Annotated in this window: 13 protein-coding genes; 9 read left to right on the forward strand and 4 right to left on the reverse strand. The window is 44.8% G+C overall.

The genetic code is table 11. From position 1 onward, the window contains the following. The first annotated feature begins 12 nt into the window (after positions 1–12). The 3 genes from bsdD to MOB98_RS18220 all read left to right on the forward strand — a co-directional run bounded on the left by bsdD (position 13) and on the right by MOB98_RS18220 (position 1,612). The gene (gene bsdD / locus MOB98_RS18210) at positions 13–240 is read left to right on the forward strand and encodes a phenolic acid decarboxylase subunit BsdD (protein WP_019257455.1); all 228 of its coding nucleotides are present in this window, start codon (positions 13–15) and stop codon (positions 238–240) included. Continuing rightward, complete coding sequence (locus MOB98_RS18215; protein WP_268360848.1) at positions 237–701, forward strand: pyridoxamine 5'-phosphate oxidase family protein; 465 nt, start codon at positions 237–239, stop codon at positions 699–701. The genes bsdD and MOB98_RS18215 overlap by 4 nt, the downstream gene beginning before the upstream one ends. Positions 702–766: 65 nt before the next feature. Continuing rightward, a complete protein-coding gene (locus MOB98_RS18220) occupies positions 767–1,612 on the forward strand; it encodes an alpha/beta fold hydrolase (protein ID WP_268360849.1) in 846 nt (281 codons plus the stop codon). A 39-nt stretch (positions 1,613–1,651) separates the two neighbouring features. On the opposite strand, the gene MOB98_RS18225 is transcribed toward MOB98_RS18220, so the two are convergent. Continuing rightward, positions 1,652–3,130, reverse strand: a complete 1,479-nt coding sequence (locus tag MOB98_RS18225; protein WP_268360851.1) for a peptide MFS transporter — start codon at positions 3,128–3,130, stop codon at positions 1,652–1,654. A 279-nt stretch (positions 3,131–3,409) separates the two neighbouring features. On the opposite strand from MOB98_RS18225, the gene MOB98_RS18230 reads away from it, so the two are divergent. Further along, entirely contained in the window at positions 3,410–5,164 is a 1,755-nt protein-coding gene (locus tag MOB98_RS18230; RefSeq protein ID WP_268360852.1) for a right-handed parallel beta-helix repeat-containing protein, read from the forward strand. A 15-nt stretch (positions 5,165–5,179) separates the two neighbouring features. On the opposite strand, the gene MOB98_RS18235 is transcribed toward MOB98_RS18230, so the two are convergent. Further along, positions 5,180–5,401: a hypothetical protein gene (locus MOB98_RS18235; RefSeq protein ID WP_268360853.1), complete on the reverse strand. Its 222-nt coding sequence runs from the start codon at positions 5,399–5,401 to the stop codon at positions 5,180–5,182. A gap of 123 nt (positions 5,402–5,524) precedes the next feature. Between MOB98_RS18235 and gerKA the strand changes: the two genes are divergently transcribed. Genes gerKA through MOB98_RS18250 form a run of 3 tightly spaced genes read left to right on the forward strand, consistent with a single transcriptional unit; the run spans position 5,525 to position 9,515 of the window. Then, positions 5,525–7,153 (forward strand): spore germination protein GerKA, encoded by a 1,629-nt coding sequence (gene gerKA, locus MOB98_RS18240; RefSeq protein ID WP_268360854.1) that lies wholly within the window; start codon positions 5,525–5,527, stop codon positions 7,151–7,153. Next, positions 7,143–8,366: a Ger(x)C family spore germination protein gene (locus MOB98_RS18245; protein WP_268360855.1), complete on the forward strand. Its 1,224-nt coding sequence runs from the start codon at positions 7,143–7,145 to the stop codon at positions 8,364–8,366. The genes gerKA and MOB98_RS18245 overlap by 11 nt, the downstream gene beginning before the upstream one ends. A 24-nt stretch (positions 8,367–8,390) precedes the next feature. Beyond that, complete coding sequence (locus tag MOB98_RS18250) at positions 8,391–9,515, forward strand: GerAB/ArcD/ProY family transporter (protein ID WP_268360856.1); 1,125 nt, start codon at positions 8,391–8,393, stop codon at positions 9,513–9,515. A gap of 102 nt (positions 9,516–9,617) precedes the next feature. Here MOB98_RS18250 and MOB98_RS18255 read toward each other — a convergent pair whose 3' ends face one another. Continuing rightward, complete coding sequence (locus MOB98_RS18255; RefSeq protein ID WP_268360857.1) at positions 9,618–10,298, reverse strand: ABC transporter ATP-binding protein; 681 nt, start codon at positions 10,296–10,298, stop codon at positions 9,618–9,620. Between the two features lie 16 nt (positions 10,299–10,314). Next, positions 10,315–11,763, reverse strand: a complete 1,449-nt coding sequence (locus tag MOB98_RS18260; protein WP_268360859.1) for an ABC transporter permease — start codon at positions 11,761–11,763, stop codon at positions 10,315–10,317. Positions 11,764–11,975: 212 nt separating this feature from the next. On the opposite strand from MOB98_RS18260, the gene yclJ reads away from it, so the two are divergent. Beyond that, positions 11,976–12,659 (forward strand): two-component system response regulator YclJ, encoded by a 684-nt coding sequence (gene yclJ / locus MOB98_RS18265; RefSeq protein ID WP_268360860.1) that lies wholly within the window; start codon positions 11,976–11,978, stop codon positions 12,657–12,659. Further along, on the forward strand, positions 12,646–14,067 hold the full coding sequence (gene yclK / locus MOB98_RS18270; RefSeq protein WP_268360861.1) for a two-component system sensor histidine kinase YclK: 1,422 nt from the start codon (positions 12,646–12,648) through the stop codon (positions 14,065–14,067). Before yclJ ends, yclK begins: the two co-directional genes overlap by 14 nt. Positions 14,068–14,186: the final 119 nt, after the last annotated feature.

Below are 14,186 nucleotides of genomic sequence, written 5' to 3' on the forward strand. Positions count from 1 at the left end.
GGATGATTCGATATGCATACATGTCCTCGATGCGACTCAAAAAAGGGAGAAGTCATGAGCAAATCGCCTGTAGAAGGCGCATGGGAAGTTTATCAGTGCCAAACATGTTTTTTCACATGGAGATCCTGTGAGCCGGAAAGCATTACAAATCCGGCGAAATACAATCCTGCGTTTAAAATTGATCCCAAGGAAACAGAAACAGCAATTGAAGTTCCGGCTGTGCCGGAGCGAAAGGCTTGATCAGCGTGAACTGTATGTCAGACCGCCTCTTTGAGCTGCTTGACGGGAATCGCTTGAATGAGAAGCAGCATGAGGCTTTCGTTCTGCAAACGGTAGCGGAGGACGGCTGGCCGCACGCCGCTATGATCAGTGCGGGAGAAATCATTGCTCTGAGCCGAACTGAAATCCGAATCGCTCTGTGGAAAAACACAATGACTGCGGCCAACATCCTTCGCACAGGAAAAGCACAGTTCACGGCATGGTGGAAGGGAGCGGCTCATTACGTAAAGCTTGAATGCGCCCCTTTGCCGCCTTTAGAAGATGCCGAATATGAAAGAGAACGTTTTTCCTGCCGGATCGTTTCAGCGAAGGAGGACGTTGCGAAATACGCTGATTTAACTTCCGGTGTCCATATCCAGCTTCACAGCCCTGAAGAGGTGCTGAGCAGATGGGAAAAGACGCTGGAGGAATTAAAAAGGTAATAACGATAGCCTGACGCCATGCGTCAGGCTTTTTTTATATAATGAAAACAAAGGGGGCGTGAGAAATGGAACGTACAGGGATCTGTCACTCGGACGGTTTTGATTTAGCTTATCGAATCGAGGGAGAGGGCGCACCCATCCTTGTGATCGGGAGTGCGGTTTACTATCCGCGACTTTTTTCTTCAGACATCAAACAGAATTATCAATGGGTGTTTGCAGACCACAGGGGATTTGCCAAGCCAAACCGGGAATTGCGGGCAGAGGATGCGAGGCTTGATGCCGTTTTGGAGGATATAGAAAGGGTTAGAATGTCTCTTCAGCTTGAGGATGTCGTCATCTTGGGCCATTCCGGGCACGCTTTTATGGCTTTAGAATATGCCAGAGCATATCCTGAACATGTTCGGAAGGTTGCGCTTTTCAATACTGCACCTGATAACAGTGAAGAAAGACAGCGAAAAAGCGAAGCGTTTTTCATGGAAACAGCCAGCCTTGAGAGAAAGAAACGGTTTGAAAAAGACATCGCGAAGCTGCCGCAGGACATCGAACAAGATCCCGAAAGACGGTTCGTGCATATGTGTATCCGCGCTGAAGCAAAAAGCTTTTATCAAGAGCGGCCGCACGCTGCGGCTTTATGGGACGGCGTATTCACGAATATGCCGATCATTGATGAATTATGGGGCAATACATTTGCCCAGCTTGATCTTGTTGAGCGGTTAGCCGATGTTCAAGTGCCGGTGTGTATCGGCTTAGGCAGATACGATTATCTGGTTGCGCCTGTTACGCTGTGGGATGGTGTTGAGGGGGTATATCCCCATGTAGAGAAGATTATTTTTGAGAAGAGCGGCCATCAGCCGATGCTGGAAGAACCGCAAGCCTTTGATCAAAGCTTCAGCAAATGGATGGACAAATAAAAAACAGCCCGCAGATCAAAATCCGCGGGCTGTTTATTATTATAAGACCCCTTTCATCGCGCGTTTGATAATCGGCGAGAGCAGCAGGAGAATGCCGCCAAGTACGATAGAAATCAAACCGATGGTGCCGAAGTAAGTTGTTTCAGGAATTTTATCAAACAATCCGGCTACTTGGGCATTGATCGCTTGGGCTGCTGCGTTAGTCAGAAACCACATACTCATTGTCTGTGCAGAGAATGCAGCTGGCGCCAGTTTCGTTGTCACGGATAAACCGACTGGAGACAGGCACAGCTCTCCAAGCACGACAAGCAGGAAGCTGAGAACGAGCCACATCGGGCTTACGAGTGCTTCTTTCCCTTGCATAGCCGGGAATACCATAATGATAAATGACAATCCGGCTAAAATAATTCCAATTGAGAATTTAACTGGTGTAGACGGCTGGCGTTTGCCAAGCTTCATCCAGAGCCATGCGAATATTGGCGCAAAAATGACGACAAACAATGGATTTAATGATTGGAACCAAGATGATTGAAGTTCTAATCCGCCCAATGAAAGTCTTATGCGTTCATCAGCGTATACCGCAAGAATGGTCGCTCCCTGTTCCTGAATGGCCCAGAACATGACAGCACCGATAAACAAAGGAATGTAAGCGGCAAGACGAGATTTTTCTGTTTTGTCCGCTTTTTTGCTTGTAAACATGATGATGAAATAAATAACAGGAATCAAAATACCGAGAATACTTACAAGGTCGATGAAACGATTGATCGTCAGCACGCCTGTTTGTACAGAGATAATCACTGCGATCGCCACAATGATAACACCAATTCCGGTGCCAATTGCAGATTTTTTAGACAGCGGATTCGGCACATTGGAACCTGCAAGCCCGAGGTTTTTCTTTCTTGTCAAAGCAAATACGATAAGTCCAAGAAGCATTCCAACCGCGGCGGTTCCGAAGCCGAGATGATAGTTGTACTTCTGTCCGAGTGTTCCGACAATTAACGGCGCGAGTAAACCACCGAGGTTAATCCCCATGTAGAAAATACTGAAACCTGAGTCGCGGCGCGGGTCTTCTTTCGTGTAAAGATCTCCAACGACGCTCGAAACGTTTGGTTTTAATAAGCCTGTTCCGATAATAATAAGCACCATGCTGATATAGAATGCTATCGCGCTGCCCGGATAGGCGAGTGCAATGTGGCCGAACATAATGAATATGCCGCCGTAAAACACGGTGTTTGCGGTACCGAATACCCGATCAGCGAGCCATCCGCCAATAATAGTGGACATGTATACAAGTGATCCGTAAATCGACATAATGGCAACCGCAGTGCCTTTGTCAAAGCCAAGCCCTCCGTTTACCGTCTCTGTATACAAATAGTAAAGCAAGATTGCTCTCATTCCATAGTAAGAGAAACGCTCCCAAAATTCGGTGAAAAATAGTGTAAATAGTCCTCGCGGGTGACCAAAGAACCCTTTTTGCGGGACGCTTTTAATGATACTTTCGTTATCAATCGAAGCCATGTCAGCCAAACCCTTTCTTAAAAAAGTGTATTATAAAAATCATATTCTTATATAATACTTGTGTCAATATAATTTATACTCATTTCAAGAAGTTCCAGAATAGAAAAAATATAAACGTATAAAAATAGTGAATATATACTGGTTCTTAGGTCTTTTTTCGTAAGGTTTTCTTACAAAACTATTCCTTTATATTTTTTTAATAAAATTTTAGAGAAATGTACAAGCAGATCGGGCCTTTGTGAGTATCATGATAGTAATCATGGAGAAGGAGGCTGGCAATTGGCTGAATTCATATTAAATGCGGCGGATTTCGGTATTTCAGGAGATGGTAAAACGGATTCAACAGAATTGATTAATCAATGCCTCAGTACGGCTGTTTCGAAAGGATATCACACTGTCTGGTTCCCAAAAGGGACATATCTAATAGACGGAACGCTCGGAGGACATCCCAATCAAAAATTTCGCAACGCTGGCATCATTGTTCCCGGAAACCTTGAGATTATAATGGACCCAGAGTGTATCATCAAAGTAATTCCGAACAGTTCGTGGGGGTATTCCGCATTTTATGTAGGCAAGCAAGAGAATATAACCATTACCGGAGGACAAATTATCGGCGAGCGCGATGAGCATACGTATGTGTCCGCAGGGATAAGATCAACCCATGAATGGGGCTTCGGCATTTGCATTGAAGGATGTTCGAATGTTGTCATTGATGATGTCAAAGTTTCTGATTTCACCGGGGACGGGATCATTGTCAGTCCGTTGGGGTTAAAGACAGCTAATAATTATCGAACGTCAGAGCATATAACCATTCGCCGCTGTGAGGTTCGGCGGTCGAGGAGAAATAACATTTCCATAACCGGTTGTGACATGGTCACGGTGGAGGAGTGCGTAATTGAAGATGCCGGAACGGGAAATGGGACAGCGCCGAGATTCGGAATTGACATAGAAGGCTATGGCGAAGGTGATATTGACTACGAAGAACCAATCAATGTATCCATTCGCAATAACCATTTTATCGGAAATGTTTCAAGTTCTGTGACCAATTTTAACGGATACGGCGTTTTAATAGAAGGAAACCACTCAGACAATACGATCAGCTATGGGTATGGAACCCAAACGGTGATTAAAGGGAATATTCTCAGACCGGCAAAAAACGTAGCTACTGTGACTAGAGTCGGGATTACCGGACTTGGTGTGTCACAAGGAAAAGAGAGCAGTGATGCGGTGATTGCCGGCAATCTTATCACCGGGTTTTCAACCGGGATTGATGTCAGAGGAAAGAGCGTTCTAGTCACGAACAACAAAATCAGTAACTTTGAAAACACAGGGATATTGGTTTATCAGTCTTCCGATGTAAAGGTAGACGGCAACCAGATTCAAAACGGACTGTCTGACACAAGGAGGAGTACCGGACTGCGTGCAGTGCTGTCAGATGATATCGCTTTTCTGAATAACTGCCTCATTGAAGTCATCGACGGTGTGAACAGTTCCGGCGGCGATATGATTATCAAAGATAATGTGCTGAGAAAATTCAGCCGGGGAATTTGGATCGCTCAAGGAAATGCGGTGATTGAAGGAAATACAATGATCCCCGATGCGTTTGAGGGAGCCTTGGAATCGTATACTGTTTCCGTCACGAACAATGCTGGCGCCGTCATCAAAAACAATACATTTAAAGAATTTAAAAATTATCCGATTTACTGCTCCACAAGTGCGAAAACCTCTATTATCAGCAACCACTTTGAGAGATCCCCGCTTTTGGTCACCATCTACATCAGCACCGGTGTACATGAGATTTTTGATAACACCATTTCAGTCAACAGAACAGCCGGAAATCCGATTGTCATTTATGTCAACGGTTCTGCAGGCTCTATCATCTCTGGAAACACCATCAATAACCTCTCAGCTGGCACGGCGACAGCCATTCAAACAAACACCTCAACCAATTCCAAAATCATCGGCAATCGCATCTTCAAAGGAACAATCAGCAAACATACAAGCGATACAGCAGACGGCAATATTATCGCCTGAAAAAAGCACCCCGCTCTAGGGGTTCTTTTTTTTCGATTGATAGATCATGTACATTTCTCTGACCAGTACCAAAACAAAAAATAAAAGGATGACCCATTCTGCAAACGTCGTCATTTTGAAGCTGGACATATTGTTATAAGCGGCTTTTGTCAAACTGAAACCTTGCAGCATGTCCATGAGAACAGAAATGGTTAATAAACAAATTAATATGATCCCTGTCACGCCTAATATTTTCATGCTTCATCACCCTCCTCCTATAGTGTCTATCTTTATCAGCGAAGTTATACCGCAGTCATGCATGCATAATCTCACCTTCAGAAGGAAGAATATGAGAAAACGACAAGGAAAGGTATTTTGTGTATGCCTTTATTTTCTAAGCGAAAGAACCATTCAATAGACAAACAAAAAACAGAAGAAGAGAATCACGAACAGCAGCATGAAAAAGATAGTCCGGTTCTTGTATCCCCAAGTTTGGCAAAAAACATAGCGGAAACGAAGAAGAAGGTCGGAAGCAGCTCCGACGTCATCATTCGCGAGATCAAAATTGGGGAACAGGACCGCGTTCATTTGGCGATTATATATATCGCAGGTTTGGTTGATAACACGACAATTTACGAATCATTAATCGATCCTTTGGTTCAGGATCAGTCCATCCAAAATTCTCATGCCATCCAGCAGATTCTTGAAAAAACGCTCCCTCTGGGCGGAGTGAAAGCTGAAAAGAGCTGGGTTAAGCTGTTTACTGAATTGATGCTTGGAAATGCGCTGGTTTTTGCCGACGGTTCCGATGAGGCGCTTATCTGCAGCACACAGGGCGGGGAGCAGCGTTCCATCCAAGAGCCGAGTACCCAGGTGTCCTTCCGCGGCCCGCGCCAAGGATTTACAGAGTCTCTGCAAACGAATACTTCAATGATCCGGCGCTACATTAAAAATCCGAATCTGTGGGTTGAAAAAATGAAAATCGGCTCTGTCACAAATACCGATATCGCTCTTATGTACATTAAAGGAGTATGTGATGAAAAGGTGCTGAAGGAAGTGAAACAGCGCCTGAAAAAAATAGACATTGACAGTATTTTAGAATCCGGATATATCGAGCAGCTGATTGAAGATGAAACCTTTACGACATTTCCGACCATGTATCACACAGAACGCCCTGATGTTGTAGCAGGAAACCTGTTAGAAGGAAGATTCGCGATTGTTGTGGACGGAACGCCGTTTGTGCTCATTGCACCGGCCTTATTTATTCAATTCTTTCAGTCAGTCGAAGACTATTATTCACGTTTTGATATTGCGACGAGCATTCGGATTCTGCGGATTTTAATTTTTTTTATTTCACTTATCGCACCAGCTGTTTATGTGGCAGCCACAACGTTTCACCAGGAAATGATTCCGACACAGCTGTTAGTCGTGATTGCAGCCCAGCGGGAAATCGTGCCGTTTCCCGCTGTTGTTGAGGCGCTTACGATGGAGGTTGCTTTTGAGATCCTCAGGGAAGCCGGCGTCAGGCTGCCGCGGGTTGTCGGCTCGGCGGTGTCAATCGTAGGTGCGCTTGTGATCGGGCAAGCTGCTGTCCAAGCTGGCATCGTCTCTCCGGCCATGGTCATTATCGTTGCCATCACCGCGATTGCCAGTTTTGCGACACCGGCTTTCGCCATGGCGATTTCAGCCCGTCTCATTCGATTTATCTTTATCATTGCGTCCTCTATTATGGGGTTTTACGGGCTGGTTTTAGGCATTATTATGATGTTTGTCCATTTATGCAGCCTGCGCTCTTTCGGTGTTCCTTACATGTCGCCGCTTGCACCTTTTTCCTCACAAGGGGTAAAAGACACACTGTTCAGGGTTCCGTGGTGGGCTGATGAAAAAAGGCCGGAGTCGATCAGCAAGGAAGATAAGGTGCGGCAGGGGAAAGATCAGCGCCCAGAACCTGACGCTTCACGCGGAATGGTAAACAAGGACTTGGAAGAAGGGGATCAGAATGGTACGTAAACGTGTATTAGCCGTTCTCATGCTTTTGAGCGTCATTGTGATGCCCGGCTGCTGGGATAAACGGGAACTGACAGACCTTGCGATTATCTCGGCGATTGGCATCGATCGGACGAACGAAGGCAATTACGTGCTGCATTTTCAAATTATCAATCCCGGAAATGTTGCCGGCGGGCTTCAGGGGGGCGGTGCTGGAGACAGGCCGCCTATATCGGTCTATTCCGTTGAAGGCGACAATATGACGGAAGCACTCAGAAAAGCCTCCATGAAGGTATCACGGCGGCTTTACTTTGCCCATACCAATCTGGTTGTGATCAGTGAAAAGCTCGCGAAAGAGGAAGGCTTGGATTTTGTGTTGGATAACCTTGACCGCGATACAGAATTCAGGTCAACGGCGACAATGGTCATCGCCCATAAAACAAAAGCTGAAAATATCGTAAAAATCCTGACGCCGATTGATAAAATCCCGTCAAATAAAGTGAATAAAACACTCGACTTTACGGAGGCACAATATGGCCGGGTGGTCAAAACCAATATTCAGGACGTCGTGAAAACACTTGCCATCACTACAAAAGCGCCGGTTATTCCGGGATATATGATGATTGGTGACGATAAAAAAGGAATCAGCATGGAAAACACGCAGGCGACCGATCCGAAAGCCATTCTTCAGGCAGACGGCTTGGCGGTTTTTAATAAGTCAGGCCATTTAAAGTACTGGATTGAGGATAAGGAAAGCGTTGGAGCGGTTTGGCTAATGAATAAGGTTCAGCATACGTTTATTAATGCTGATTGGGGCAAGACAAAGGATGCGGTCAGCTTGCAGGTCACCCATCAAACCACAAATCTCGTACCAGAGATTAAGAACGGACGTCCGCGTATCCACGTGCATGTGGCAGTTGAAGGAATTATAGATGCTGTCAAATACCCTTTCCAATTGTCTGATCCAAAGGTGCTTGCTGCCATTGAAAAAGCTCTCAACAAAGAGCTGGAGAAAGAAATCACCAACACTGTGAAAATGATCAAGAAGAATAAAATTGACTTTGTCGGTTTTGGAGACAGGATATACAGAAAGTATCCGAAGCAGTGGAAAAAAATGAAAGACACTTGGGATAAAGAATATTTGCCGGACCTGCCAGTCGATGTGAAGGCGGAGACGTATATCAGAAGAACGGGCTTGCGAAACAATCCGATCAAACACCAGCTTGAAGATGAATAGGTCTGGAGAAAGGGGGCATGCCAGGTGGAAAAAGCCAAAATCAGCATACGGCAGCTGTTTGTCATGCTTATCATTTTTGAGCTGGGCAGCTCTTTATTGATTACACCGGGTTCAATGGCGGGCAGAGATGCTTGGATTGCAGTTCTATTAGGCTGTGCTGTCGGTTTGTTTCTTTACTATTTGTATCAAGGCATTTATCAATGTTACCCCGAATCTTCACCGAAAGAATATATGGATGATATGCTGGGAACCAAGCTGAGCTGGCTGTTTTCATTTCTGTATATCCTGTACTTTGCCTATATTGCCGCACGGGTGCTGCGGGACTTCGGGGAAATGCTGCTGACGTTTGCTTATCATGATACGCCGATTCTGATTGTGAATGCTTTATTAATGATTGTCAGCATATATGCCGTCAGAAAAGGAATTGAAGTGCTTGCGCGGTCGGCTGAACTTCTTTTCGGAGCCATGTATATACTGGGCGCCCTCGGTCTCGTGCTGATTATTGTCTCGGGTTCTATGGAGCCGCAGAATTTAAAGCCAATTTTAGCAGACGGCATTTTTCCTGTCATTCACTCAGTTTTCACGCAGACCATGTATGTTCCGTTTGGTGAAGTTGTTTTATTTGTCATGATCTTCCCTAATCTTAATGATCGAAAAGATGTGAAGAAAATAGGAATGGCCGCCATAGCCATCAGCGGATTGGTTGTTGCGCTTACCGTGGCGATGAATATTAGCGTGCTTGATGTTGATCTTACATTTAGATCCCAGTTTCCGCTTTTAAGTACGATCCAGACGATCAAGGTGGAAGAATTTCTAGACCGGCTCGATGTCTTTTTTATGCTGGCGCTGATCATCGGCGGCTTTTTTAAGGTCAGCCTTTACTTATACGCAGTGGTGGTGGGCACGTCCACGCTCTTTAAGGAAAAAAATCCTTCACAATTGGCTTATCCAATGGGATTGGGCATCTTAATCCTATCTATTACGATTGCGACTAACTTTTCAGAGCATTTGAACGAAGGCCTGAAAGTGGTGCCGCTATATATTCATTTGCCTTTTCAGGTCTTGTTTCCGCTCTTTCTGTTTATTCTAGCCGTTTGGAAAAAGAAGCGAAGGGAGAAATCAAAGGGAGCGGGAAGAAAAAAACAATAAAAAGAGCGGGGGGATGCAGCCGCCGCTCTTTTTATGTTCACTTCTATATAAAAGGGGGGATATAGGTTGCGCCCCTGTCTGCACTAACAGAGGCGCGCTTTTTTATACAGCTGCGACGTTTTCCTTTACAGCAAAGCTTCCTCTTGAAAGTCTGATGTTGATGTCCGAAACTTTTGCAATTTGCTCATCGTGCGTCACCATGATGACGCATTTATTCTCCTTGTGCGCCAGATCTTGAAAGAGCCGCACGATTTCTTTTGATGTATCCTCATCAAGGTTTCCGGTCGGTTCATCGGCTGCGATTAAATCCGTGTCACAGCAAAATGCTCTTGTAATGGAAACACGCTGCTGCTGTCCGCCGCTCAGTGTCAGCACTTTTTGCCGGGCTTGTTTTTCGCTGATTCCGATCTTCTGCAGCATTTCCAGCGCATACGCTTCTTTGTTCTTTTCTTTAGAACCAGTGATTTCCATGGCGGTTGTCACGTTCTGCAGAGCCGTCATATACGGAAGCAAGTTGTACGCCTGAAAAACAATTGATACATATTGATTTCTGAAATTTGTTAAGCCGATTTTGGAAACAGCTTTTCCATCATAAAGAATCGTTCCTTCTTTTGGTGCGTCAAGTCCGCCTGCCAGAGACAGGAAAGTGGTTTTCCCTGTCCCCGATGTGCCGACGATTGTATAGAACTTTCCTTTTTGAAAGCTGATGTTGATATCCTGAAACAATGGCTGGCTTTTGTCTTTATACCAGTACCCGACTTGTTGAAATTCTAATAAGCTCATAAATTTTCGCCTCTTTCTATTCCTGTTTTGTCAATATCGTTTTTGGATGGAGCCGCAGTACTGAAATAGACGGCAGCAATGTTGCGATGATTGCGATGATGATGCCGATTCCCCCAAGAACAAGCATGTCGTTCATAGAAACCGCGACGTTCAGCGAATCAATGACATCCACGTTTGCTGAGTTGTGGCCGAACATTCCGCCGCCCATGCCGCCACCGCCGCCAGGCATTTGTCCGCTTTGCCCGCTTGCGGTTTGCGTTGAATCAGATGACGAACTGATCTGCTGGGACAACAGCTGATTTCCGAGCTGGTTCGCGACTAGATTTCCTGTCAATGAAGCGATGCCAATTGCAATAATGGCCACGATCAGAATTTCAGTTAAGAACTGTCCGATCAATTTCCAGCGTTTTTCGCCGATCGCCATTAATACGCCCATCTCATATTTGCGTTCTCTGATTGACATCATGACAATCAGACCGAGAATGACAGCGCCTGCCACTGACACAAGATACACGACGTTTTTAGAAAAAGAAGCTACATTTTCAATCGGGCCGACCATTTGCTGATAAAGCTGATCGTTTGTATTCAATGTGAATGTATCAAAATCAATCGATGTTTTCTTGGCTGCTTTTACGAAAGCATCAATATTTTTGGCATCATCCATATAGTAAACAGCTGAGTCAATCGTATTTTTGTAGTCGTCACTTTTCAGTGCTGCTGTCGCTGTGTAAGGTGTGTAAAGTTTATTGTAAGGATTTAAGAAAGAGAAATTCTGGGCTTGGTCATCGCCTGACGACGTAGTTTTATAAATACCGACAACCTTCAGCTTCAGCGTTTTATCTTCATCCGTTGCTGATTCAATCGTGATCGAATCGCCGACGCCTACATCATTTTCTTCCGCTAATGTTTCATTCATCACTGTTACGTTTTTGCCGACATCTGATTTTGTAATCGCGCGTCCGTCAGTGATTTTTGAATCCCCGTCAGAGAATTCATCAACTAACGCTGTGCTGGTGACACCTTCAATAGAAAGATCGGCCTGAATCCTTTGCGGTCCGCCTTGTCCGTTTTTAGTATTTGAGCTTGAACTGGAATCACTGGAACTAGAGCTTTCAATGGCATCAAAGTTTCCTGCGTTAGCTGAAGCTGAAGTAATGTAGTTGTAGCTCTTCACATGATCAAGTGCTGCAAGCTTATTTGCATCAGACACTTTGATCGGTGTTGATTCAAAGCTGCGTTTTTCTCCGCTGTCTTGCTGTTTTTCCATTTGCTTCTGGCGGTCAACCTGGAGCGTCACGCTTCCGCCAAGCTCCTGTCTGGCCAGTTCGCTTGATTTTTGTGCTGCCGACTGGATGGTAAGGCCCGACAGAACAAAGACACATATGACAGTAAACACAAATAATTGCAATAATGTTTTTCCCTTTTTAGCCTTCATATTCCAAAAGGCCCGTTTGATAAAGTTCATTTATGTTCCTCCGTGTGGGTATTTTTATTGTGAAGACCGCCTGTGGGGCGGGCCCGCTTGTTGATAAATTAATAGTAGTCCAAAGGTATGAAAAAAATATGAACAATCTATTTCAAGTTGATGAAATAAAAACTAACAATTGTGAAACACAAATTCTTCTGTATAAAATGGTGCTATTATATAGAAAAGCATCAATACAACCGGAGGAAACAATGAAAATATTAATGATAGAAGATAATGTTAGTGTATGTACGATGACGGAGATGTTCTTTTTTAAGGAAGGTTTTGAAGCAGAATTCGTTCATGACGGGCTTGAGGGATACCAGCGTTTTACGGAAGAAAATTGGGACCTGATCATTTTGGATATTATGCTTCCATCCATGGACGGTGTGACCATCTGCAGAAAAATCAGAGAGACAAGCACAGTGCCGATTATCATGCTGACAGCCAAAGACACGGAATCAGATCAGGTCATCGGTTTTGAGATGGGAGCGGACGATTATGTCACGAAGCCGTTCAGTCCGCTGACATTGGTTGCCCGCATCAAAGCCGTCATCAGAAGATACCAGGCGACAGGCAAGGCAGTTATTGATGAAGATATGATCGAATCGGAATGCTTTACCATTAATAAGAAGACGAGAGAGGTGTTTTTAAACGGTCAGCCTGTAGAAAACCTCACGCCGAAGGAATTTGATCTGCTCTATTACCTTGTCCAAAATCCGCGGCAGGTGTTCTCCAGAGAACAGCTGCTAGAGCAGGTATGGGGCTATCAATTCTACGGAGATGAGCGAACGGTTGACGTTCATATTAAACGGCTGCGGAAAAAGCTTGCAAGTGAAGACAAGCCTTTCCTATATACGGTGTGGGGAGTAGGGTATAAATTTGATGAAGATTAAATATTTATATCAGCTGCTGCTTAGTCATATCAGCATATTGATTTTAGCGTTTGTCATTATCATTTCTCTGTTTTCCCACTTTGTGAAGGAATTTGCCTATCAAAACAAGGTAGAGGAATTGACGTCATATGCGGTGCAGATCGCAAACGAATTCCAAGCGGGCCAGGTTGACATGCGCAGGCTCTACCCTTATCAGGACATTTTAAGCACAAGAAAAACGCAGTTTATCATCTTTAATGAAGAGCAGCAGCCTTATTTCCTTCCTGAAGGCTTTCATCACCAACCGAGGGAACAGCTGAAGAAATCAGAATGGAATAAGCTGAAAAAAGGGCAGACTGTCATGATCAGGGCAGATGGCCGTTTTGATGATGAAGTGTCCCTTGTCGCGCAGCCTATATTTGTTCAGAACGAATTTAAAGGCGCCGTTCTGCTGATTTCTCCGATCAGCGGTGTTGAACAGATGGTCAATCAGGTCAACCTCTATATGTTTTACGCTGTGATCAGCACGCTCGTCATTACCATTCTCGTCAGCTGGCTGCTATCGAAATTCCATGTCAAACGGATCCAAAAGCTGAGAGAAGCGACGGATAAAGTGGCTTCTGGCGATTATGATATCCACTTGGAAAACAGCTACGGAGACGAAATCGGTGTGCTTGCGTCCGATTTTAATATCATGGCGAAAAAATTAAAGCAATCAAGGGATGAAATCGATCGCCTTGAGAAGCGGAGAAGGCAGTTTATCGCTGACGTGTCACACGAATTAAAAACACCGCTGACAACGATCAACGGCTTGGTTGAAGGGCTGAACAGCCATACGATTCCTGAGGATAAGAAGGATAAATGCTTCTCGCTCATTAGTGAGGAAACGAAGCGCATGCTGCGGCTCGTAAAAGAAAATCTGGATTATGAAAAAATCAGATCTCAGCAAATCACCTTGAACAAGCTTGATGTTCCGCTGATCGAGGTGTTTGAAATTTTGAAAGAGCACTTACAGCAGCAGGCGGAAGAAAAACAAAACAAGCTGATCATCCAGGTAGAGGATCACGTCATGGTTCATGCCGATTACGACCGTCTCATTCAAATTCTCGTCAACATTACGAAGAACAGCATCCAATTTACGCAAAACGGCATCATTTGGCTGCGCGGTATAGAGGGCTATAAAGAGACGATTATCGAAATTGAAGACACGGGAATCGGAATTTCAAAAGAGGATATTGAGCATATTTGGGAGCGGTTCTACAAAGCCGATATTTCTAGAACGAACACGGCCTACGGTGAATATGGTCTCGGCCTCTCCATCGTCAAGCAGCTCGTTGAAATGCACAAGGGGACAGTAGAAATCAAGAGTGAAGAAGGAAAAGGCACAACATTCATCATCCGCCTTCCTTTAACAGCAAAACAGCCATAACATATAGGGCGGCGGCATCGTCAAATGCAGCCGCCTTTTTGCACATCGCTTCGGTTTATTGCGTGCTCCCGAAATAAAGATTGCGTGTTTTTCGGGTCGGGACGGACTGCAAACATGAT

It is taken from the genome of Bacillus sp. N13C7 (genome assembly GCF_026790065.1).
Taxonomy (GTDB): Bacteria; Bacillota; Bacilli; order Bacillales; family Bacillaceae; genus Bacillus.